21 protein-coding genes are annotated in these 21,586 nt (G+C 56.8%); 6 read left to right on the top strand and 15 right to left on the bottom strand.

Annotated elements, in window-relative coordinates; genetic code table 11:
- Nucleotides 1–63 precede the first annotated feature (63 nt).
- From kdsA to hemA, 6 genes are read right to left on the bottom strand one after another with little or no spacing between them, the layout of a single operon-like run.
- Nucleotides 64–918, bottom strand: coding sequence for a 3-deoxy-8-phosphooctulonate synthase (gene kdsA, locus AB3U87_RS11895; protein WP_125289716.1), 855 nt, complete (start codon nucleotides 916–918; stop codon nucleotides 64–66).
- 28 nt (nucleotides 919–946) lie between these two features.
- Nucleotides 947–1,756, bottom strand: a complete 810-nt coding sequence (gene sirB1 / locus AB3U87_RS11890) for an invasion regulator SirB1 (RefSeq protein ID WP_253454497.1) — start codon at nucleotides 1,754–1,756, stop codon at nucleotides 947–949.
- Nucleotides 1,753–2,151, bottom strand: a complete 399-nt coding sequence (locus tag AB3U87_RS11885) for a SirB2 family protein (RefSeq protein ID WP_125289714.1) — start codon at nucleotides 2,149–2,151, stop codon at nucleotides 1,753–1,755. The genes sirB1 and AB3U87_RS11885 overlap by 4 nt, the downstream gene beginning before the upstream one ends.
- A 14-nt stretch (nucleotides 2,152–2,165) precedes the next feature.
- Nucleotides 2,166–2,996 carry a peptide chain release factor N(5)-glutamine methyltransferase gene (gene prmC / locus AB3U87_RS11880; RefSeq protein WP_394149140.1) on the bottom strand — a complete coding sequence of 277 codons (831 nt, stop codon included), beginning with the start codon at nucleotides 2,994–2,996 and terminating at the stop codon, nucleotides 2,166–2,168.
- Nucleotides 2,996–4,078 carry a peptide chain release factor 1 gene (prfA, locus tag AB3U87_RS11875; RefSeq protein WP_253454499.1) on the bottom strand — a complete coding sequence of 361 codons (1,083 nt, stop codon included), beginning with the start codon at nucleotides 4,076–4,078 and terminating at the stop codon, nucleotides 2,996–2,998. Before prfA ends, prmC begins: the two co-directional genes overlap by 1 nt.
- Before the next feature lie 32 nt (nucleotides 4,079–4,110).
- Nucleotides 4,111–5,364 (bottom strand): glutamyl-tRNA reductase, encoded by a 1,254-nt coding sequence (hemA, locus tag AB3U87_RS11870; protein ID WP_253454500.1) that lies wholly within the window; start codon nucleotides 5,362–5,364, stop codon nucleotides 4,111–4,113.
- A 217-nt stretch (nucleotides 5,365–5,581) separates the two neighbouring features.
- Between hemA and lolB the strand changes: the two genes are divergently transcribed.
- The 3 genes from lolB to prs all read left to right on the top strand — a co-directional run bounded on the left by lolB (nucleotide 5,582) and on the right by prs (nucleotide 8,167).
- Nucleotides 5,582–6,205: a lipoprotein insertase outer membrane protein LolB gene (lolB, locus tag AB3U87_RS11865; protein WP_253454501.1), complete on the top strand. Its 624-nt coding sequence runs from the start codon at nucleotides 5,582–5,584 to the stop codon at nucleotides 6,203–6,205.
- 17 nt (nucleotides 6,206–6,222) lie between these two features.
- On the top strand, nucleotides 6,223–7,080 hold the full coding sequence (ispE, locus tag AB3U87_RS11860) for a 4-(cytidine 5'-diphospho)-2-C-methyl-D-erythritol kinase (RefSeq protein WP_253461009.1): 858 nt from the start codon (nucleotides 6,223–6,225) through the stop codon (nucleotides 7,078–7,080).
- A gap of 139 nt (nucleotides 7,081–7,219) precedes the next feature.
- Nucleotides 7,220–8,167, top strand: a complete 948-nt coding sequence (gene prs / locus AB3U87_RS11855) for a ribose-phosphate diphosphokinase (RefSeq protein ID WP_124232585.1) — start codon at nucleotides 7,220–7,222, stop codon at nucleotides 8,165–8,167.
- Nucleotides 8,168–8,238: 71 nt separating this feature from the next.
- On the opposite strand, the gene ychH is transcribed toward prs, so the two are convergent.
- Nucleotides 8,239–8,520 carry a stress-induced protein YchH gene (gene ychH, locus AB3U87_RS11850; RefSeq protein WP_125289708.1) on the bottom strand — a complete coding sequence of 94 codons (282 nt, stop codon included), beginning with the start codon at nucleotides 8,518–8,520 and terminating at the stop codon, nucleotides 8,239–8,241.
- Between the two features lie 260 nt (nucleotides 8,521–8,780).
- On the opposite strand from ychH, the gene pth reads away from it, so the two are divergent.
- The gene (pth, locus tag AB3U87_RS11845; RefSeq protein WP_125289707.1) at nucleotides 8,781–9,365 is read left to right on the top strand and encodes an aminoacyl-tRNA hydrolase; all 585 of its coding nucleotides are present in this window, start codon (nucleotides 8,781–8,783) and stop codon (nucleotides 9,363–9,365) included.
- Between the two features lie 52 nt (nucleotides 9,366–9,417).
- On the opposite strand, the gene AB3U87_RS11840 is transcribed toward pth, so the two are convergent.
- The 4 genes from AB3U87_RS11840 to AB3U87_RS11825 all read right to left on the bottom strand — a co-directional run bounded on the left by AB3U87_RS11840 (nucleotide 9,418) and on the right by AB3U87_RS11825 (nucleotide 14,945).
- The gene (locus tag AB3U87_RS11840; RefSeq protein WP_369896052.1) at nucleotides 9,418–10,779 is read right to left on the bottom strand and encodes a J domain-containing protein; all 1,362 of its coding nucleotides are present in this window, start codon (nucleotides 10,777–10,779) and stop codon (nucleotides 9,418–9,420) included.
- Nucleotides 10,776–12,476, bottom strand: coding sequence for an Hsp70 family protein (locus AB3U87_RS11835; protein ID WP_301729683.1), 1,701 nt, complete (start codon nucleotides 12,474–12,476; stop codon nucleotides 10,776–10,778). Before AB3U87_RS11835 ends, AB3U87_RS11840 begins: the two co-directional genes overlap by 4 nt.
- A gap of 209 nt (nucleotides 12,477–12,685) precedes the next feature.
- Nucleotides 12,686–13,327 carry an EAL domain-containing protein gene (locus AB3U87_RS11830; protein WP_253454504.1) on the bottom strand — a complete coding sequence of 214 codons (642 nt, stop codon included), beginning with the start codon at nucleotides 13,325–13,327 and terminating at the stop codon, nucleotides 12,686–12,688.
- Between the two features lie 136 nt (nucleotides 13,328–13,463).
- Complete coding sequence (locus AB3U87_RS11825; protein ID WP_394149135.1) at nucleotides 13,464–14,945, bottom strand: SulP family inorganic anion transporter; 1,482 nt, start codon at nucleotides 14,943–14,945, stop codon at nucleotides 13,464–13,466.
- 335 nt (nucleotides 14,946–15,280) lie between these two features.
- Here AB3U87_RS11825 and ychF point away from each other — a divergent pair, with 335 nt between their 5' ends.
- Nucleotides 15,281–16,372, top strand: coding sequence for a redox-regulated ATPase YchF (gene ychF / locus AB3U87_RS11820; protein WP_253454506.1), 1,092 nt, complete (start codon nucleotides 15,281–15,283; stop codon nucleotides 16,370–16,372).
- Between the two features lie 413 nt (nucleotides 16,373–16,785).
- Here ychF and AB3U87_RS11815 read toward each other — a convergent pair whose 3' ends face one another.
- From AB3U87_RS11815 to AB3U87_RS11800, 4 genes are read right to left on the bottom strand one after another with little or no spacing between them, the layout of a single operon-like run.
- Nucleotides 16,786–18,096: an MFS transporter gene (locus AB3U87_RS11815; RefSeq protein ID WP_253454507.1), complete on the bottom strand. Its 1,311-nt coding sequence runs from the start codon at nucleotides 18,094–18,096 to the stop codon at nucleotides 16,786–16,788.
- The gene (locus tag AB3U87_RS11810) at nucleotides 18,089–18,724 is read right to left on the bottom strand and encodes a DUF4286 family protein (protein WP_253454508.1); all 636 of its coding nucleotides are present in this window, start codon (nucleotides 18,722–18,724) and stop codon (nucleotides 18,089–18,091) included. The genes AB3U87_RS11815 and AB3U87_RS11810 overlap by 8 nt, the downstream gene beginning before the upstream one ends.
- A 2-nt stretch (nucleotides 18,725–18,726) precedes the next feature.
- The gene (locus AB3U87_RS11805) at nucleotides 18,727–20,070 is read right to left on the bottom strand and encodes an amidase (RefSeq protein WP_394149132.1); all 1,344 of its coding nucleotides are present in this window, start codon (nucleotides 20,068–20,070) and stop codon (nucleotides 18,727–18,729) included.
- An 11-nt stretch (nucleotides 20,071–20,081) separates the two neighbouring features.
- Complete coding sequence (locus AB3U87_RS11800) at nucleotides 20,082–20,762, bottom strand: DUF2848 domain-containing protein (RefSeq protein ID WP_394149130.1); 681 nt, start codon at nucleotides 20,760–20,762, stop codon at nucleotides 20,082–20,084.
- 112 nt (nucleotides 20,763–20,874) lie between these two features.
- Here AB3U87_RS11800 and AB3U87_RS11795 point away from each other — a divergent pair, with 112 nt between their 5' ends.
- Nucleotides 20,875–21,549 (top strand): GntR family transcriptional regulator, encoded by a 675-nt coding sequence (locus tag AB3U87_RS11795; protein WP_253454511.1) that lies wholly within the window; start codon nucleotides 20,875–20,877, stop codon nucleotides 21,547–21,549.
- The last annotated feature ends 37 nt before the right edge of the window (nucleotides 21,550–21,586 follow it).

The raw sequence follows: 21,586 nt of genomic DNA, 5'->3' as shown, positions 1-21,586 counted from the left end.
GCGAATTGATTAACAGGTTAGCTGTTCAGGCCGGCGCCCTCGGGGCAGCCGGCCTGATTTTTATCAGCTGCTGGTATCCAGCGCCGGGAAGTTTTTCACCAGATCGTCAATCGCTTTAATCTGCATCAGGAAAGGCTCCAGCTTGTCCAGCGGCAGCGCGGACGGGCCGTCGCATTTCGCATTGGCCGGATCCGGATGCGCTTCGATAAACAGCCCGGCCAGGCCGACAGCCATACCGGCACGCGCCAGCTCGGTAACCTGACCACGGCGACCGCTGGAAGCGGCACCAAACGGGTCGCGGCACTGTAGCGCGTGCGTCACGTCGAAAATGACCGGGCTACCGTTGGAAACCTGCTTCATGACGTTAAAGCCCAGCATGTCCACCACCAGGTTGTCGTAGCCAAAGTTCGCGCCGCGATCGCACAGGATAACCTTCTCGTTGCCGCCTTCCGCGAACTTCTCAACGATGTTGCCCATCTGACCAGGGCTGACGAACTGCGGCTTCTTGACGTTGATGACCGCGCCGGTTTTCGCCATCGCTTCCACCAGATCGGTCTGACGCGCCAGGAAAGCAGGCAGCTGGATCACGTCAACCACGTCGGCCACCGGCTGCGCCTGGCTGGCTTCGTGCACGTCGGTGATAATTTTCACGCCGAAGGTCTGCTTCAGCTCCTGAAAAATCTTCATGCCCTCTTCCAGACCCGGCCCGCGATAGGAGCGAATCGAAGAACGGTTAGCCTTGTCGAACGAGGCCTTAAACACGTAAGGGATGCCCAGCTTCTGGGTCACGGTGACGTAGTGCTCACAGATACGCATAGCGAGATCGCGCGATTCCAGTACGTTCATACCGCCAAACAGCACGAACGGCAGATCGTTTGCAACCTTAACATCACCAATGCTAACGACTTTTTGTTTCATCTCTTCGCCTTATTCTTTGTTTAACAGATTAGTGCAGCGTGATCTGTTTCTGTTCAATCGAATGGATCTGTAATTTAATCATTTCGCTGACCGGATCTTCCGGGCACTGTTCAACAAAATAGGTCAGATCGCTTACCGCCACGTGCTCGCAGTCCAGCTGCGCGAAAATCAGCCCGCGATCGCGGATTTCATAAGGATCGTCCGGGTCCATATTGACCAGCACCTGGCTGACCTGCAGCGCCAGCTCCATCTGCTTTTCTTCCATCAGCGCGGCTTTCAGCGTATCCAGCATCTTGTTCAGCACCAGCTGCGGCTCGGCCTCCTGTAGATCGTCGTCGTACAGTTCAGCGACCGGGCCGATATTGCCCTTCAACCACACTTCCAGCGTGTGCTCATCCAGCGTTTCGCCGTTAAAGGGATTGATCAGCCACATCTCTTCGTCAATCCAGTCGGCCCGCAGAATCAGCTGCGTGGGAAAAATCACCGGCATCAGCGGCAGCGAGAGTTCGTGAGCGATATGCAAAAAGATCACGCCCAGCGAGACGGCGGTGCCCTGACGGGTTTTCAGCACGTTATCCAGCCACAGCGTGTCGGACAGGCGGTAAACGCCGCTCGCGCCGCCGAAGCCCCAACGCTGCCAGAACAGCTCAATCAGTTTCTCCAGCTGCAAATCCTGCTCCAGCTGTAATGGAATGGTGGCGCGCGCCTCTTTAACCAGCTCCGCCAGCTGCTTCTTCACGTCTTCAGCAGGAAACTCAGGACGGATGGCCAGCGTGGCCGCAATTACCGCCTCGCACAGCGGGGTCGCTGTGTCTTCTTCAGTTGCTATCGACGTCATACATTCCCCAACAATGGCATTTTTGTGGTGGCCAGATGGTAAATCATTACCAGCATCGCGGCCGCCACGATAAAAGCTATCCAGCGCGTTTTTTGCGCGCGTGGTTTGCGCCCAAGGGCAATAAAGCCAAGCGCGATATAGATAATAACGCCAAACAGCTTTTCAGTCAGCCATGCGCCCTGAGGCGTAAAGGGATAAAAGTGCGTTATCGCCACCAGCATCGCGCCCGAAAGCAGCAGCAGCGTGTCGTTAAGATGGGGCACGATGCGTACCCAGCGCTTTTGCAGCATCCCTGAGCCGGTCTGAAGCCAAAAGAAACGCAGCAGAAACAGCGTGGCGGTAAGGATTACCGTCAGCAGATGCAAATTTTTTACAGCACTGTACCAGTCAGCCATTTATTTTCCCTCGTTCAGGGTTTTTGCGCATAAGTCACGCGGTCATTGCCGCCATAATCCCGGGCGGTGGCGACGTTAACAAAACCGGCCGCCCGCAGGATCGCCTGCACGGCCTGCGCCTGTTGCCAGCCATGCTCTAACAGCAGCCAGCCGCCGGGCAGCAGCGCCTCTCCCACCTGAGCGGCGATAATCCGGATATCAGCCAGGCCGCCATCCGCCGCCACCAGCGCGCTTTGCGGCTCAAAACGCACGTCGCCCTGCCGCAGATGTTCGTCGGCTTCATCAATATAGGGAGGATTGCTGACGATAACGGCAAAACGTTGGCCCGCCAGCGCGCTGAACCAGTTGCTGAGGCGAAAAGCGGCGTTATGGATGCCAAGACGTTGCGCGTTGCGCTGCGCCAGCTCAACGGCGCCCTGGATGCGATCGACGCCGGTGACGCGACAGTCGGGCCGTTCACTGGCGATAGCCAGCGCGACCGCGCCGGTACCGGTGCCCAGATCCAGTACCGCCGCCGGTTCGGCAGGAAGATGTGCCAGCGCCTGCTCCACCAGCAGCTCGGTGTCCGGCCGGGGGATAAGCGTATCGGGGGAAACGCTGAGCGGCAGCGACCAGAATTCACGCTCGCCGATCAGGTAAGCAATTGGCTCGCCGTTAACGCGGCGAGCCAGCAGCGCAGCCAGACGATCCTGCTCGCTTTGGGTCAGCGCCGTCTCGTCAAAGGCGATTAGCCAGCTGCGGGAGCGGCCGGTGACAAAGCCCAGCAGGATCTCCGCATCTCTTTTCGGGCTTTCACTGCCCGCCAGTTCGGTAATGGCTCCTTTCAGCCACTGGCGAATCTCCATTACTCCTGCTCGGACAGGGCGGCCAGCTGGTCTGCCTGATACTCCTGCACTACAGGCTCAATCAGCATATCCAGCTTGCCCTGCATCGCTTCGTCCAGACGGTAGATGGTCAGGTTAATGCGGTGATCGGTAATACGACCCTGCGGATAGTTATAGGTGCGGTTGCGGTCGGAGCGATCGCCGCTGCCCAGCAGGTTGCGGCGCGTTGAGGCTTCTTCCTGCTGACGACGGGCGCTTTCGGCCGCGCGAATGCGGGAACCCAGCACCGCCAGCGCCTTGGCTTTGTTTTTGTGCTGCGAACGCTCGTCCTGACACTCCACCACGATGCCGGTCGGCAAGTGGGTAATACGGATAGCGGAGTCGGTGGTGTTAACGTGCTGGCCACCCGCGCCCGATGAGCGGAAGGTATCGATTTTCAGATCGCTCGGGTTGATATCCGGCAGCTCGGCTTCCGGCACTTCCGGCAGCACCGCAACGGTACAGGCGGAAGTGTGGATACGGCCCTGCGATTCCGTTTCCGGCACGCGCTGCACGCGATGGCCGCCGGACTCGAACTTCAGGCGGCCGTAGGCGCCTTCGCCGACGATTTTGGCGATCACTTCTTTATAACCGCCGTGCTCGCCCTCGTTGGCGCTCATCACTTCCACTTTCCAGCGGCGCGATTCCGCATAGCGGCTGTACATGCGGAAGAGATCGCCAGCGAAAATGGCCGCTTCGTCGCCGCCGGTGCCGGCACGCACTTCCAGATAGCAGTTGCGCTCGTCGTCCGGATCTTTCGGCAGCAGCAGCACCTGTAGCTCCTGCTCCAGCTGCTCGCTGGCCTCACGCGCCTCTTTCAGCTCTTCCTGCGCCATATCGCGCATTTCCGCATCGTTAAGCATCTCTTCGGCGGCGGCGATATCTTCCTGATTCTGCTGCCAACGACGGAAACACTGGCTGACATCGGTCAACTGCGCATACTCGCGCGACAGCGCGCGAAATCGCTCCTGATCGGCAATCACGCCAGCATCGCCCAGCATCGCCTCGACTTCCTCGTGGCGTTCCTGCAAGGCTTCCAGTTTGGCAACAATAGAAGGCTTCATGAATATTCCCTGTATATAAAGAGGTAAAAACGCTACAGCCCCAGGCCGTCGCGTAAAATCTGCAGGCGTTCGTCATCGCCGTCGCGGGCGGCCTGCTGAAGGGATTTGGTTGGGGCGTGGATCAATTTGTTGGTGAGCTTATGGGCCAGCTCACGCAGCACGGCCTGCGCATCTGCGCCCTGAGCCAGCGCCGCCAGGGCGCGCTCTTCCAGCTCGGCGCGCACCTGCTCGGCCTGCGAGCGATACTCGCGGATGGTCTGGCTGGCGCTCTGCGCGCGCAGCCACGACATAAACTCGTCGCTTTCCTGCACAACGATAGTTTCCGCCTGCACGGCGGCCGCTTTACGCTGCGCCATGTTGCTTTCGATAATCGCCTGGAGATCGTCCACGCTGTAGAGATAGGCGTTAGGCAGCTTGCCCACTTCCGGCTCGACGTCGCGCGGCACGGCGATATCCACCAGCAGCATCGGCTGATTGCGGCGCTGTTTCAGCGCGCGCTCCACCATTCCTTTACCGATAATCGGCAGCGGGCTGGCGGTAGAACTGATGATAATGTCGGCTTCTGCCAGACGCGAGTCGATCTCCGCCAGGCTGATGACTTCGGCATCAACCTCGTCGGCCAGCTTCTGGGCGCGTTCACGGGTGCGGTTAGCGATAATCAGCTTCTGCACTTTATGCTCGCGCAGATGGCGCGCGGCCAGCTCGATGGTTTCGCCCGCGCCGACCAGCAGCACGTTGACGGTGGACAGCGACTCAAAGATCTGCCGCGCCAGCGTACAGGCGGCAAAGGCCACGGAAACGGCGCTGGCGCCGATATCGGTTTCCGTGCGCACGCGCTTGGCGACAGAGAAGGATTTCTGGAACATTCTCTCCAGCTCGCTGGAGATAGTGTGGCCGCGATGCGAATCGGCGTAGGCTTTTTTCACCTGGCCCAGGATCTGCGGCTCGCCGAGCACCAGCGAATCCAGCCCGCTGGCGACGCGCATCAGGTGGCTGACGGCTTCGTTATCGTGGTGCCAGTACAGGCTTTTACGCACTTCATCGGCGCTGAGCTGATGATAGTCGCACAGCCATTTCACCAGCTGTTCCTGCAGGTTTTCCTGTTGTTCAACGCTAAGGTATAACTCGGTCCTGTTACAGGTAGACAGCACGACGCCGCCCTGTACCAGCGGCTGAGCAAGCAGGCTGTCGAGAGCCTGATCCAGCGTATCCGGCGAGAACGTCACGCGTTCGCGCAGAGCCACAGGAGCCGTTTTATGATTTATTCCGAGTGCCAGCAACGTCATGAGTCAGGTCTGGGAGATCCCACTGTTGATAGGGTTTTGTGAGGCGCATTCTACAAGATGCGCGAGATCAAGAAAAGCCACATTCGCCGTTCGCTGCGATTGATATAGCTATTCAGCACGAAACAGGACAAATTGAGTATTGACGCGGCCCCTGGCGGTCGATAGTTTGAACGGTTACTTTGCGCGTCAGCGCCTGAACGGAGTCTGAGGAGTCCCCATGTTTATGTCGAATCGCCGCCTGCTGCGGCTTCTTCCGCTTGCCAGCGTGCTGCTGGCTGCCTGTAGCGTTAATAAACCCCAGGGGCCAGGACAAAGCGTCACCTCGCCACAGTGGCAGCAGCATCAGCAGGCTGTCGAAAAAATCACCCAGTACCAGACGCGCGGCGCTTTTGCCTATCTGTCCGACAAGCAAAAGGTCTACGCCCGTTTCAACTGGCAGCAAACCGCGCCGGATCGCTATCGTCTGCTGCTGACCAACCCGCTGGGCAGCACCGAACTCCAGCTGGACGCACAGGGCAGCGTGGTACAGCTGGTCGACAATAAAGGCAAGCGCTATACCAGCAACGACGCCGAGAAGATGATTTCGCAGCTGACCGGTATGGATATTCCGCTCAACAGCCTGCGTCAGTGGATGATGGGCCTGCCGGGCGACTCAACCGACTATACGCTGGACGATAAATATCGCCTGCGTGAAGTCAACTACAGCCGTAACGGCCAGCAGTGGACGGTGACCTATCAGGCCTATGACAACAAGCAGCAGCCTGCCCTGCCGGCCAATATGGAGCTGCGCGAAGGCGATCAGCGCATCAAGCTGAAAATGGATGGCTGGACGGTAAAATGACGGCAGTCGCTAAGTCGGTGGTCGCTAAGTGGCCCGCGCCCGCTAAACTTAATTTATTCCTCTACATTACCGGCCGTCGTCCTGACGGCTATCATGAGCTGCAAACGCTGTTCCAGTTTCTGGATTATGGCGATACGTTAAGCATCCAGCCGGACAGCAGCGGCCAGATTACGCTGCTGACGCCGGTCGACGGCGTGCCGGACGAAGAGAACCTGATCGTTCGCGCGGCCAGGCTGTTGCAGACGCGCGCCAGGCAGCAGGGCGTCCTGCCGGAAAACGCAGGCGCATCGATCGCTATAGAAAAACGGCTGCCGATGGGCGGCGGACTGGGCGGCGGCTCTTCGGACGCCGCTACCGTGCTGGTGGCGCTGAATCATTACTGGCGAACCGGCTTCAGTTTTGCCGAGCTGGCGGCGCTGGGCCTGCGGCTGGGCGCGGACGTGCCGGTCTTTGTGCATGGCTTTGCCGCCTTTGCTGAAGGCGTTGGCGAAACGCTGACGCCGGTTAACCCGGCAGAAAAATGGTATCTGGTGATCCACCCTGGCGTTCACATCTCGACGCCGGTGGTGTTTAACGATCCTGAACTGATCCGCAACACGCCGGTAAGGGAAATCAGCCAGTTATTAGCGGATAATTACCGCAATGATTGTGAGCCAGTAGTAAGAAAACGTTTTCGCGAGGTTGAACAGCTTGTTTCCTGGCTGCTAGAATACGCGCCGTCGCGCCTGACCGGAACCGGCGCTTGCGTGTTCGCTGAATTTGACACCGAGCCCGCTGCCCGTCAGGTGGCTGAGCTTGCTTTGAAAAAGTGGCAGGGCTTTGTTGCGCGAGGCGTTAACGTCTCGCCGCTGCACCGCTACCTTTCCGAGCAATAAGAGCCGCGGCGACCGCTTCACCCTGTTCCTGAAGCGGCGCGGCGCTCGATTACACCCGTATGGACCCGTCAGCGGTATACCGCCCAGTGCCGCTGACGCAGATGTTCATTCTCTGGACGCAAAGCCTGAGGTTCTTCTCGTGCCTGATATGAAGCTTTTTGCTGGTAACGCCACCCCGGAACTAGCACAACGTATTGCCAACCGCCTTTACACTAGCCTGGGCGACGCCGCCGTCGGTCGTTTCAGTGATGGTGAAGTGAGCGTACAAATCAATGAAAATGTACGCGGTGGTGATATTTTCATCATCCAGTCCACCTGTGCACCTACCAACGATAACCTGATGGAACTGGTTGTTATGGTGGATGCCCTGCGCCGCGCTTCCGCTGGTCGTATTACCGCTGTTATCCCCTATTTTGGCTATGCCCGTCAGGACCGTCGCGTGCGTTCTGCTCGTGTGCCTATCACGGCTAAAGTAGTCGCGGATTTCCTCTCCAGCGTCGGCGTTGACCGCGTTCTGACTGTGGATCTGCATGCTGAACAGATTCAGGGCTTCTTTGACGTCCCGGTTGATAACGTTTTCGGCAGCCCAATCCTGCTGGAAGACATGCTGCAAATCGGTCTGGAAAACCCTATTGTGGTTTCGCCGGACATCGGCGGCGTGGTGCGCGCCCGCGCAATCGCCAAGCTGCTGAACGATACCGATATGGCTATCATCGATAAGCGTCGTCCGCGCGCCAACGTTTCGCAGGTGATGCACATCATCGGTGACGTGGCGGGCCGCGACTGCGTGCTGGTTGATGACATGATTGATACCGGCGGCACGCTGTGTAAAGCCGCCGAGGCGCTGAAGGAGCGTGGCGCGAAGCGTGTCTTCGCTTACGCCACTCACCCTATTTTCTCCGGCAATGCCGTAGAAAACCTGCGTCATTCCGTGATTGACGAAGTGGTGGTTTGCGACACCATTCCGCTGCCGGAAGAGATCAAAGCCCTGCCGAACGTGCGTACGCTAACGCTCTCCGGCATGCTGGCGGAGGCTATTCGCCGTATCAGCAATGAAGAGTCTATCTCTGCGATGTTTGAGCACTAATCGGATAGCTGCGGCTAAACGAAAAGCGGGACAGATTATCTGTCCCGCTTTTTTTATGGCGTAGCCGGCTATCAGTGATGGCCGTGTCCCGAAGCGCGACGGCAGCGCTTGTCGCCATAGTGGCGCACCCAGTAGTAATGATCGGTGATTTTTTCGCGGCCGCTAAGGCGGGCGCCGACCAACCACATCAGCGCGCCGATAAAGATGGCGAAAATAGAGCCGTTAACCAGCATTTGCGGCAGCTGTAGCTGCGGCAGTTGATTCAGTACGGCATAGCCTATGCCGGTTACCATGACGGCCAGGCCGATCACCATCAGGGCGTTGCCGGTTAAATTAGCGTGTCTGCGTTTCATTTGTCACCTCCAGATGCCAGTGCATTCCTGTGCGGTTAGTGCCATAAGTTTATGCAATGGCTGGCGGATGCGTTGCGGGCCAGATCACATTTGTTGCTAAAAGTTTGACAAAACTTTACGCGCACTTCGCTGATTTTTCTATAGAAAACGCATTATCACCCTGATCAACTATTGTGATATAGCGCGCACTTTTGAGTTCTGTCGCCGCTCTTAGTACACTAGCGCCCTTCCCTGATGCAGCCTTTTAGGAAAACAGACAAGTGAGCAGCATTAAACTGATTGTCGGCCTTGCCAATCCCGGTGCGGAATATGCCGCCACGCGTCATAACGCGGGCGCCTGGTATGTGGATTTACTGGCTCAACGACACAATCAGTCGTTAAAAGAAGAGAGTAAGTTTTACGGCTACACGGCCCGGCTCAATATCGGTGGCGAAGACGTCAGGCTGCTGGTGCCGACGACCTTTATGAACCTGAGCGGCAAGGCCGTTGCGGCAATGGCCACCTTCTACCGTATCGCGCCGGAAGAAATCCTGGTAGCGCATGACGAGCTGGATCTGCCGCCGGGCGTGGCAAAATTCAAACAGGGCGGCGGCCACGGCGGCCATAACGGCCTGAAAGATATTATCAGCAGGCTGGGCAATAACCTGAACTTCCACCGTCTGCGCATCGGTATCGGCCATCCGGGCGATCGCAACAAGGTCGTGGGTTTTGTCTTGGGCAAGCCGCAGGCGGCGGAACAGACGCTGATCGACAACGCCATTGACGAAGCGGCGCGCTGCACCGAGGTGTGGCTGAAGGAAGACAGGCTAAAGGCGATGAACCGGCTGCACAGTTTTAAAGGTTAAGCTAATGAAGGCTGGCTGATTGCTGATAAAAGCGCTCAACCAGCCGTCTGGATTAAGCAAAGAGCTTAAGCAGCGCTACGCCAGTCAGAACAAATACGGCCAGGCAGAGTAGCGCCCAAATAACCGAAAACCATGAGAAATCCATCCATTCCATTAACTTCCAGGGGCTGGCAAAGATTCGGCTCATTACTCTGCCGGGGCGGCGTATAAAAGGGATGCCTTGTGGCCATGCCGCCCAAAACACCATCGACAACACCAGTATCGCAAGCAGCATAACCAGCGCAATGCCGCCATGACCGGAAGGCGGCATAGTAACGATGGCGGCAAAAAACAGTCCGCCAAAAAATAGCTGGATCGCCATCAGCGAGAAAATAAATTCGGTAAAGAGAAACCACTTCACCCATTGCGGCCTGCTTTGAAGGCCCAGCATGACGGCGTCATTGATATACAGGTAAAACATCACTGTCAGAACAGCGATAGCGCTAACGGTCGTATTGATGCCCGACAGAGGGATAACCGCATTAAAGACCAACGCCCAGAACACCAGCAAAAAAATCCCCTGCCAGCTGAGCGCCGCGCGAGGTTGACTCAGGAACCGCAGCACAGGCTGATTTAGCCGTGGAACAATTTCAGGAAAATAATACCCCAACCTGTTTGCCTGTTGTGCAAGGAGCGTGAGCAGACCCGGTATCAGGCGTATCCAGAAAGGCACCTTTTCGCTATCGCTCTTTAGCAGGCGAATCGCTGCCCTGTTGAGCATCGTGCCGTGCTTCTCTTCTGCCTCCATCTCTTTCCATGCCCGGTTCACTTCAGTTTCGCGTAGTTGTTCATGCAGCGCCTCCTGAATGTGATACGGAATAATATGGCTGTAGTCGTACTCGTCCATTCCCCATCCCAACAGGCCGCTGACGCGTTCAAGCAGGCCTTCGGTCAAACCGGGGCTCTCTGCCAGCGCAGCCGCAAGCTGTCGATGGAAAAGCTGTTGCTGCTGCAGGCTCCCCGCTTTGAACACGCTCTCTGACAGGCGATTCATCATAATAATGCCTGTCATTTCTGTGTTTACCAGCTGATACGCCAGTTTATGCAGCTCCTTTTCGCTGTACAGCAAATCTGCTTCAGGAGGGACGGCTGTTTCTCCAACGGTAAAGCCGTTGGCGACTTCACCCTGTTGGATCAGAGGTTCAGGTTCGTGCTTCTCCTGTATCGGCGGTAAAATATCGGCAGTGCTGTCCTCGTGATCAACGATAATGTCAGCCTGCGCCCGTCGCTTTGCCTCATCGAATGCTTCACGCAGCTGCTGATAGCCTGCCGGATCGCTATCCGGTCGATGTTTTTTTAACTGGCGGGCATACGCACGGCGGATTTCCCCTTCATCACGCGTGGGTGACAGTTCCAGCGTCTGCCAGATGCTCATGGCAGGAGGCCCTCTTTGTACTGTTGTAAAAAGTGTTCGGCATCTTCTCTTGATGAGGCAATACGGCGAAGATCCTGACCCTCCAGCGCCTGTTCAAACGCGGTAGTCAGCCGATCCATCCATGCTCGCTCATCGCCAAGTAAGCGTTCATAAAGGCGCGAACAGCGAGCGAGCAGCTCACGATTTTCCGGTCGATCGCGAGGATGCTGTTTAATATCGGCCAGCTTTTGCAGGCTGGCGGCAATTTGCTCTTCGCTCATCTGCCCCGGCACCTTTTCTATCACCAGCCGTGCTATTACCGGACTGCCGTCATAGCGACACTCCACTTCCAGCAGGCCGTCCAGCGTGTAGGTGAACCGCACGTCAACGGTCAGTTCACCTGCCGGTCGAGGAGGAACATCAATACTCATTTCGCCGAGAAAAACGTTATCCTGAACCCTGCGCCCTTCTCCCTGATATATTTTCAGCAGGACGCAGGTCTGATTGTCGCTAACTGTATTCAGCGTCTCGGTTTTGCTTACCGGCAAAAAGGTATTGCGCTCAATAAGCGGCAGGAAAAAGCCGGGTTCAATCTGATTACCATGGCGCTTAACCACCTCAATGCCGAGGGAAAACGGCATCACGTCGGTAAGAATAATGTCTTCGACCGCAGCATCGGCCATCACCATTCCGGCCTGTATGCCTGCGCCAAGCGCAACGGCTTCGTCTGGATTGAGATCGTGGCGAGGGAAACGCCCAAAAAGCCGCGCAACGGTTTGTCGAACCAGCGGCATACGGGTTGCGCCACCCACCAGCAATATGTGGTCGAGATCCTGAAGAGAAAAACGCGCATCGTGCAGCGCCTGCTGTACCGGACGCTGTAAACGCATCAGCAGCGGCTGGCTGCACTCGGCCAGCTGAGCCTCCGTAAAAGTCCAGCTCCACTGCCGACCGGCCCATTCCAGCGAAGCCTTAGCCTCGGTAGCGTGGCTCAGCATTTGCTTCATGCTTTCCGCTTTTGCCAGCAGCGCCGCTGCCAGCCCGGCCTGCGCAGATTTCAGCTCGGGATGCTGGCTCAGCATCCACTGTACAATCGCCTGTGAGAAATCATCGCCGCCAAGCCGGATATCGCCGCTGCTGGCACGAACTTCCACCACGCCCTCGAACATATCAATGACGGATACGTCAAATGTCCCGCCGCCAAGATCGAAAGTGAGGTATTTTTGCTCACGATTTTCCAGCAGGCCAAAAGCAAGTGACGCGGCGGTTGGCTCATTAAGCAAGCGTATTGCGTCCAGCCCAGCCAGCCGGGCAGCATTTTTCACCGCCCGACGCTGAACGTCATTAAAATAAGCGGGTACGGTAATAACGGCCTGTGTTAATTTTTGCCCAAGCCAGCTTTCCGCATCCTCTTTGAGCTGGCGCAGTAATAATGCCGACAACTCTTCGGCACGAAATTGCCTGGAACCAAGTGCCAGCGAAACCTCCGTGCCCATATAACGCTTAAAACTCGCCTGGGTCAGCGCATGATGGCTTTGCAACCGTTCGCGCGCCGGACGTCCAATAATCAGATTAGCTTGCTCATCAAGGCCTACAACCGAGGGCGTTAATACCTCGCCCCATTTATTCGGGACTAAAACGGCTTGACCCTTTTGCCAGACGCAAACCGCGCTATTAGTGGTTCCAAGGTCAATTCCTATAACCTGCTCAATTGCCATGAGTTGTCCTTACTTCCCTGTGGAAGCCATTTAATTTCAGATAAGGAAACGTTATTCGATGCTTATAAATAACTTTTTCTGTTCAGGTAAAGAGCTGCTATCCATTGTTTCAAACTCTCAGCCAGGCCTGAAGGGGATCGGAATATTCTTCCCCAAAATAGATTGAACCCTACGTCAGACAGCTATTGGCTTCCGGTTCTGGCTAACCGTTAACCCCCATCCGTGCCATCAAGCGCGTCCAGCGCCATTGTCTGCGCATAGTAACCCTGCACGCCCCAGACTTTGTTGGCGGCCAGCTTCTCCAGCTGCCCTTCGTTCTCTACGCCCTCCACCAGCACGCGGTTGGTGTAGCGGCGAATATGGGCGATCAGCACGTTAAAGAACGGCTTGCTGATATTATCGAGGTAAAACTGCCGATCCAGCTTAACCACTTCAAACATCTTCGACTGTAACGCATTCAGATTGGCATCGCCTGCCCCTAAATCATCCAGCCATAAGATGTTCAGCCGATCGGTCAGCGCCCGCAGCAGAGGATTGTTTGGCCCGTCGTGCAGGTTGGGGAAATTTTCAGAAAGCTTCAGCCGCAAAAAAGGCAGCTGGCTGAGGATTTGCTGGATAAAAGGCGATTCGGTTACCGCGCAAGCCAGCGGAAAATCGATGGTCAGGCAGCACAGCAGCCCGTGCAGCTGAAAATAGTCCGCGTAGCGTTCTACCGTCAGCAGCTGATCCAACAATCGGCTCTCGGCGTCCCCGGTTTGCGGCGCGGTCTGGTGTGGTAAAACGGTGAGCTCAAGCGCAATCAGCTCGCCGCTAAGAGAGTGAATCGGAACGTAACAGTAATTATTAGTCATGCTTTATAGCCAGCTCAGGACGCCCTGCCAGTGATTATATTCGTCATATCGCCAAAAACCAGTGATTTAATCTAAACCACTGGGCAATATAACGATTTTTATATATATCGGCAGGGCCAGCCTTAGCTTTACGCTTTTAGTCGCTATCGGCCGCAACTTTATAATCAGGCGCATCCAGCTCGTGGCTACAGAAAGGCCCTGCCTGTTTTAACAGACTGATGCAATCTTCACTAAGATGCCGCAGCCTGACGCTTTTTCCTTCCGCTATATAGCGGGCGGTCAATTTATCGATGGCCTCGACGCCGCTGGAATCCATCACCCGCGTACGGGCGAAGTCGATCACCACTTCCTGTGGATCCTTGGCTGGCGTAAACAGTTCCTGGAAGCTGGCGGCAGAGGCAAAAAACAGCGGCCCTTCCAGCCGATAGGTCTTTTGCTCGTCGCGCTCTTCCTGTGCCACGATACTGATGCGGGCATGTTGCCAGGCAAAAACCAGCGCGGAGATGATCACGCCAAAAATCACCGCCATGGCCAGATCGGTATAGATGGTGACCACCGTGACCGCAATCATGATAACCGCATCGGGCTTTGGCATACGTTTCAGACGGCGCAGCGAGCTCCACTCAAAGGTATTAATACAGACCACAAACATAATACCGGCCAGCGCCGCCACCGGCAGCAGGGCAATATATTTAGACAGGCTGACCACAAACAGGATCAGCAATACTGCGCCGACCAGGTTAGAGATGCGTCCACGCCCGCCGGAGGTAAAGTTGATGATCGACTGTCCAATCATCGCGCAGCCCGCAAAGCTACCAAAGAACCCGCACAGCGTATTGCCGATGCCCTGCGCCACGCACTCTTTGTTGCCGTTGCCTTTTTTACTGCCCATTTCATCCAGTACTGCCAGCGTTAACAGCGATTCTATCAGCCCAACCAGCGCGATAATCACCGAATAAGGCAGCACAATTTTCATTGTGGCCCAGCTTAACGGCGCTTCCGGCAGATGGAAGAACGGCAGCGTGCCGGAGATATCGGCCAAATCCCCTACCCGTTTGGTATCCAGTCCAAAGCCGATGGCAATGGCGCTGATGGCGATTAGCGCCGCCAGCGAGCCGGGAATGACTTTGGTAAATTTAGGAAACAGCCAGACGATCAGCATCGCCAGCGCCACCAGGGCATACATGACCGGCCCCTGGTTTTTAATCATCGGGATCTGCGCCAGCGCGATAACGATAGCCAGTCCGTTTACAAAACCGTAGATAGCCGGCTGCGGCACAAGGCGGATAAATTTCCCCAGGCGGAACAGGCCAATAGCCAGCTGGATCAGCCCGGCGAAAATCGTCGCCAGCAGCACGTATTCATAGCCGTGAGTCTGAATAAGACTGACCAGCACCACCACAATCGAGCCGGCCGCGCCGGAGATCATCCCCGGTTTGCCGCCGAACAGCGCGGTGATCAGGCCCAGGATAAAGGCGGTGTGCAGACCGATAGTCGGCGACAGGCCGGCTAGCAGAGAAAAGGCCGTGGCTTCCGGAATAAGGGCCACAGAGACGACAGCGCCGGCCAGAACGTCATTTTTGACGTCGGCAGCCCTGAGGTTGCTCAGTTTGAACATGCTGATTTCCGTTTTTTATCAAATGCAGGTGATTACCGCGCCGCCAGTTTGGGACACAGTTTGAACTCGCCAGAAAGACGAGAAGCGCAACAGGCGTGGAAGGGAGATTTCAGGGTGGCGTAAGCAGGGAGCAGTGCATCCGCGGCGTTCTCCGTCTGTTGTCAAAGATTGTCAGTATGTGAAAACGTGAGCAAGATCTCAACCCCCTTCTCCCACGCGCGGGTAGAAATCCCCGCCATCCAGGCGATAATTACGTGTATAATGCGCAAAAACTTGTGCTAACCAGCTTACCGGGGAAGATTTCTTCTCCTGCAATTAATTAAGGTGATTCAAACATGGGATTCAAATGCGGTATTGTGGGCCTGCCTAACGTCGGGAAATCCACACTGTTCAATGCGTTAACCAAAGCGGGTATCGAAGCGGCAAACTTCCCGTTCTGTACCATTGAGCCGAATACCGGCGTGGTGCCAATGCCCGATTCCCGTCTCGACAAACTGGCGGAGATCGTCAAGCCACAGCGCATTTTGCCAACCACCATGGAATTTGTGGATATCGCGGGCCTGGTAAAAGGCGCGTCGAAAGGCGAAGGCCTGGGCAACCAGTTCCTGACCAACATTCGCGAAACCGAAGCTATCGGCCACGTTGTCCGCTGCTTTGAGAACGACAACATCATCCACGTTAACAATAAAGTTGACCCGGCTGACGATATTGAAGTGATCAACACCGAACTGGCGCTTTCTGACCTGGATACCTGCGAACGCGCGCTGCAACGCGTACAGAAGCGTGCAAAAGGCGGCGATAAAGACGCTAAAGCTGAACAGGCCGCGCTGGAGAAATGCCTGCCGCACCTGTCTAACGCCGGCATGCTGCGCTCGCTGGATCTGAGCGAAGAAGACAAAGCGGCCATCCGCTATCTGAGCTTCCTGACGCTGAAGCCAACGATGTATATCGCCAACGTTAACGAAGACGGTTTTGAAAACAACCCGTACCTGGATCAGGTGCGTGAAATCGCGGCTAAAGAAGGTTCCATCGTAGTGCCGGTTTGTGCTGCCGTTGAATCCGACATCGCCGAGCTGGAAGATGCCGATCGCGAAGAGTTTATGGCCGAGCTGGGTATCGAAGAGCCGGGCCTGAACCGCGTCATTCGCGCCGGTTATTCTCTGCTGAACCTGCAAACTTACTTCACCGCTGGCGTGAAAGAAGTGCGCGCCTGGACTATTCCGGTTGGCGCCACCGCTCCGCAGGCCGCCGGTAAAATTCATACCGACTTTGAGAAAGGCTTTATCCGTGCCCAGACCATCGCCTATGAAGATTTCATTACCTATAAAGGTGAACAGGGCGCGAAAGAAGCCGGTAAAATGCGTTCAGAAGGCAAAGAGTACATCGTGAAAGATGGCGATGTGATGAACTTCTTGTTCAACGTCTAATCTACCGCTGATACCTGTCAGCCGCAGAGAAAAGTAAATTTTATAAAAAAGCCATCTGCTATGCAGATGGCTTTTTATTTATGAAGCAGTGGTTTTCTCCCACAGGCCTCAACTGAGGATAACAGTGAGCTTTTCTTCATTGTTTTTATCGCTTCCTGACAGGTATTTGAACGTATATTGCAGATAGATGTTTCCCTTGTCCTCGCTCTTACAATCACTACCGATAAATTACGTCCGTTCAGGTTTAACAGCCGGTATAAGCTATAACTGCCTGCCAGGAGTAAAGAAGCCGCCGCCCGGCTGATTTTTTTCCAGCGCGGTTCGTCGGTCGAAGAGATATCGGGTGCAGTAGAGGCAGGGTGCAACCATAACGGGGAAAATAATATGTTGTGGCATTCCTTCGCCACCTGTTGTTAGCGATGGTGCGCCGTTTCTTTCGCTTTCCACACGGCAAACAGCGTTATCGCCAGCGCCAGACAAACATATAGCGACACCCACAGCGTGCTGCCCATCTCTTTATACAGCGTAGTGATAATTAAAGGTGCGAAACCGCCGCCAACAATTCCGGCAAGCGTATAGGCGAGCGAAGAGCCAGCGTAACGTACATGACCGGGAAACTGCTCGGTGACAAACGCCGCCTGCGGGCCGTACATCATGGCATGGATCAGCAAGCCGCCAATCACCGCCAGCACGATCAATACCGGCTGGGTGCTGTCGAGCAGTACAAAAAACACGAACGACCAGACAACGGCCAGCAGCGCGCCGGTAATGTAAACCGGGCGCCTTCCCCACTTATCCGACAAGGCGCCAAACATCGGCACGGTAACGGCATTGCCAATGGCGCCCAGCATCGTCGCCAGCAGCGCCAGCGGGCGCGGCATATGCAGGACGGTAGTCACATAGGTCAGCGTGAACACCACCACCAGCGCGTACAGCACATCCGACCCGATACGTGCGCCACCGGCAATCAGCAGCTGTTTAGGGTAGTTAAGAAAAACCTCTTTCAGCGGCGTATGCGTGGTTTTCTCCGCCGCCTGCATCGCCACAAAGGTTGGCGTCTCCTCCACGCCACGGCGCAGCCACAGGCCAAACATCACCAGCAGCAGGCTCAGCAGAAAAGGAATGCGCCAGCCCCATGCCTGAAACTGTCCGGCGCTCATGGCTACCGTCACCAGGGTGATAAAACCAGTACCGATCAGCGTTCCGCAGGAAGGCCCCACCTGCGCGAAAGAAGCATTGCGGCCGCGCTTGTCGGCATCGCCATGTTCCATCGACAGCAGTACCGCGCCGGCCCATTCGCCGCCAAGTGCGATGCCCTGCACAAAGCGCAGCGCCACCAGCAGGATGGGGCTCCAGATCCCCCAAACGGCATAGCCCGGCAGCAGGCCCATCAGGGCGGTCGTGACGCCCATAATCACCAGCGTAATAATCAGCACCGCCTTACGACCGGCGACGTCGCCAAGATGGCCGAAGACAAAGCCGCCCAGCGGCCGGGAAATATAGCCGACCGCATAGGTAGAGAACGCCAGGATCGTTCCGACCAGCGGATCGAAGCTGGGGAAGAACACGTGGTTAAACACCAGCGCGGCCATAATGTTGTAAACAGTAAAGTCATACCATTCCAGAGCCGTGCCAATCGAGCTGGCCGCCGCCAGGCGACCCGTTTTTGATTTGCTTCGCTTCGGGCGTACCGCCTGATGCAGCGTGGAGTGCGTATCAGCCATGAGTCATCTCCTGTCGGGTTAGTGTCCAGCTAAGGGCATAGCGCTGCACCTCGCCCGTCAGCAGTTCTGCCGCAACGGAAGCCAGCCGATCGCAGCATGGCGCATCGCTACAGCTGATAAGTAGCATCGGCAGCATCTGGCGGTTCTCTTTCCCTTCCATCGGCAGCGGCGTGCTCAGATCCGCATCGGGCGTCAGCAGGCTGGAAGAGATATAGCCCGGCGTCTGGCCGATTTGCTGCTGCCAGGCGCTCAGCGCCGCGCTGTCGACCGCTTGTGCAAGCGTGACCACCGCCAGCTGGCTGCCGGTGCCTTTACCGTGGGTATGGGTAACGGCGCTGACCCGGCGCATCGGGTTGACCATCTTTTGCAGATTTTTCACCGACCACTCGGTCTGGCGCGTGAACGCCGCGTGATAGTCCACGCTGGTAAAAGCCTCCAGCGATTCGGTTTCATACAGGCCCAGATATTTACGTTCGGCGTTAATCGCCTGGTAGCGCGTGCCGCTTAAAAAGCCGCTGATGGCCACGCGCTCCTCAACGTGTTCATGGTCATACCACTGGTTAAAATCCGCTTCGTCATCCGCGCCAATATTGGTGGCGACAAACAGCATGCCGTGAGGTTGCTTCATCTTCAGGATCTCCGGGTAAGGGCAGTTTCCACGGCAACAGCCCAGCTGATTAAGCGGGCATCGTCGCCATGAACGGCAGCAAGACTGAGGCCAACCGGCGCATGACCGGCCGGGTGACAGGGTAAGGAAATGGCGCAGCCATCCAGCATGTTGATAACGCTGGTGTTACGCAGCATCAGAGCGTTGATCTCCATATAACGCTGCGGCTCGTCCAGCGAAGCGATAGTCGGCGCAATCTTCGGCACGGTGGGCATCAGCAGCGCGTCGAAGCCTTCCAGCGCCGTGTTGATACGCCGCTGCCAGGCTGCGCGCTGCTGATAAAGTTCAGCGGCATCCTGTTCAGTCAGCTGGCTGCCGCGCTGCAGGCGCATCAGCACCTGCGGATCGTAAGCTTCGGGCCGGGCCAAAGCCGTACGCTGATGCCACTGCCAGGCTTCATAAGCCGTAATACCGCCGCGCGCGTTCAGGGTATTCAGCTCATCCAGCTCGGTAAGTGGCAAGGCCACCAGCGTGGCCCCGGCTTCCCGGAGAAGATCAAGCGCGTACTGCCACGCCTGCGCTACGTCCCGATCCAGATCGTCCAGGACGCGAGTTTGCGGTACGGCAAAGCGGGCGTGGCGCAGATCCGACTCCCGCATCTCAAGAGGCTTTTCGGCAATGATGCTGTCAAGCAGCCAGCAGCTGCGAACGTCATGCGCAATAACGCCAATGCTGTCCAGCGAAGGCGCAAGCGGCAACGTGCCCGCCTGATCGATTCGGCTGGCGCCAGGTTTAAAGCCGGTCAGGCCGCAGAGCGCGGCGGGAATACGTACGGAACCGCCGGTATCGGTACCAATAGCGCCCAGACACAGCCCATCCGCTACGGCCACCGCCGCGCCGGAAGAGGAGCCGCCGGGAATACGTTTCTCCTCGCGCCGCCACGGGTTGGCAGGCGTGCCGTAGTGCGGATTGATGCCCAGCCCGGAGAAGGCGAATTCGGTCATATTGGTCTTACCGACTATCGCGGCGCCAGCCCGATTGAGCTTCTCTACCACGCTCGCGTTCGCCGTGGCGACCGGCGCATCGCTTAACAGGCGTGAACCCGCCGTCGTCGCCTCGCCTTTTACATCGAACAGATCCTTAATGCTGATGGGAAGCCCATCGATCGGGCTACGTGATTGCCGGGCTTGCCAGCGTTCTCCCGCCTCAATAGCCTGCTGCGTGGCCTGCGCCTCATAACGAGTGATGAAAACGCGCGCGCCTTCTTTTTCAGGATCGCGTGCGGCAGCCAATGCCGCCTGCGTGAAAGTTTCAGGCTGAACGTTCCCCGCCTGTAGCTGCTGACTTGCCTGCCAGAGTGTCGTCATAGCCGCGCTCCTTATGCAACGACCGGCAGTGCGCCGGTGCGGTAAGTGTGCTCCAGCGTGCGGCCCAGCACCGGATCGTGCAGCGCCATCCGAAACTCGCTGGCCGGACGGATGCCGCCGATAGTGCTCAGCGTGCCGCAGGACATGGCCAGGCCGTCAGCGGCCGTTTCGCCCTCCAGATAGCGCGAAAGCAGCGCCTGTGGAGTCAGCAGCGACGACAGCGAACCTTGTTGATAAACCACCCATTCGCCCTGCTCTTTTATCCAGGAAGTCAGCTCCAGCGCATCCCAGTGCTCCGCCACTTCGCGCATGCGCCACGCGCCGCTTGCCACCGGTTTGATGCAGGCCTGCTTGGAAAGCGCCACGCTGAAGGTTTCCAGATAGCGATCGGTGTGATCGGAGGTAAGAGAAACCCAGCACTCTCCGCGATGAAAAAAGACGAAAGGTTCGGCTTCGCCGGATGTTTCGTTGCCCACGACTTCCAGCAAGGCGTTCTGGCTGAGCTGATTAGTGGCGACGCGGTAAAAAAGCGGCACTGCACCAGGAGCAGGCACGCCTAACGCTTCAAGCTCCCGAATATGGTGCAGGACGGCATCCCGATCGCGCCCTGCCCAGCCCGCAATAACAAAGCGGGTTACGTCGACATCGAGTCTGGCAGCGGCTTCGTCGCCGGTAATGAACTGTAGGTGCATGGCAAAACCCTCATTTGAAATTAGAGTGAAATTTCACTCGCATTTCAAACTAGCGATTTTCATGCCAGCTTTTTGTGTAATATGTCGCAAAGGCTTAAACAGGAACGGCATCATGAATGAGTCAGCTGGTGAAAATGTGAACCCGATCGAGCGGAAAAAATATCTGTCGCTGAACGAACAGGCCTACCTGGCGTTCAGGCACAGGCTGATCACGCTGCGTTACAAGCCCGGCGATTATCTTAATACCGCCCAGGTAATGGACGATCTGGAAATGGGGCGCACGCCGATCAATCAGGCGATCCACCGCCTGGCTACCGAAGGGCTGCTACAAATCATTCCCCGCAAGGGCGTTATGGTCGCCCCGTTGTCGATCGATGATGCGCTGGAATTGATTGAGGTGCGGCTGGTTAACGAAACGCTGTGCGCGCAGCTTGCCAGCCAGAAAGTAAATAAGGCGCACCTTAACCAGCTGCGCGAGCTGAATCAGCAGATCGGGCTTGCCGGCGGCTCGCGCAACAGAGAGAAAATGATGTTGCTGGATCGCGAGTTTCACCAGGTGCTGGCGGATATTGCGGGCAACCGACGGCTTGCGGATATCCTGAGCGTTATTCACGCGCAGGCGCAGCGCTTCTGGGCGACAACGCTGTCGAGCGTCAGCCATATGGATGAGGTTATCGCTGAGCATAATGAAATTATTGCGGCGCTGGCCTCCGGGGATATTCAGCGCGTGACGGCAGCAACCCGCGCGCATATTGACTCTTTTAGACGCGCGCTGCTCTCTACCTGAAAAGCTGACCGCAGCCTGCAACCGGGGCTGTCGGGCC

This window comes from Erwinia plantamica (assembly GCF_043420595.1).
Lineage (GTDB): Bacteria > Pseudomonadota > Gammaproteobacteria > Enterobacterales > Enterobacteriaceae > Erwinia > Erwinia aeris.
This window is presented reverse-complemented; position numbering and strand designations above follow the sequence as displayed.